Source organism: Hymenobacter sp. B1770, assembly GCF_049896385.1.
Classification (GTDB): domain Bacteria; phylum Bacteroidota; class Bacteroidia; order Cytophagales; family Hymenobacteraceae; genus Hymenobacter.
The window spans coordinates 1-569 of sequence record NZ_JAFCUF010000088.1; the positions used below are offsets into that span (position 1 = coordinate 1).

General features: G+C 46.2%; 1 protein-coding gene. It reads left to right on the forward strand.

Features of this window, described 5'->3' with window-relative positions; all coding sequences use genetic code 11:
• The first annotated feature begins 64 nt into the window (after positions 1-64).
• Positions 65-508, forward strand: a complete 444-nt coding sequence (locus tag ACP7AJ_RS21610) for a hypothetical protein (RefSeq protein ID WP_426062313.1) — start codon at positions 65-67, stop codon at positions 506-508.
• The last annotated feature ends 61 nt before the right edge of the window (positions 509-569 follow it).

Below are 569 nucleotides of genomic sequence, written 5' to 3' on the forward strand. Positions count from 1 at the left end.
GCTTGCTGGGCGCTGCCTGCGCCGGTGGTAGTGATAAATTAATAGAAAAGTCTTTTAACTGAAAATGAGAAAAAGTATTTTAAAAGCTCCTCTACACTATTTAAATAGACTTTTTGTTGGAAGCATTCTGACAATTTTGTTCGCTCAGTGTAATAACTCTGGAAAGCAAGCAGCAGAAACAAAAGACCAGGTTCCGAGCCCTGTTAACTACTCCCTCTCATCAGATCTGCCCGCAGCTCCCGCGTCTGAAGCCATTGAGCTTTCCACCATTCCGCTGCCCGATAATGTGTACGACGCGAAGATGGTCAATTACCTGCCCGACTATAAACATCTGATCGTCCAGGTGCGGTTTAAAGACGACATGACTACCAATTTGGCCGTCATGAAAGAGGATGGCAGTGATTTTAAATGCCTCACCTGTGATCTGGACGAAGAGATTGGTGGGGAAATGCCGGTTCCTTTACCGGACGGCAAAACCGTATACACGCCTACTGGAATCTTGGAGTGAGGTGGTCTAGGCAAGCCGGACAGAAGAAGGACGTATATTTCTTCTGTCATGACCGCAAAAA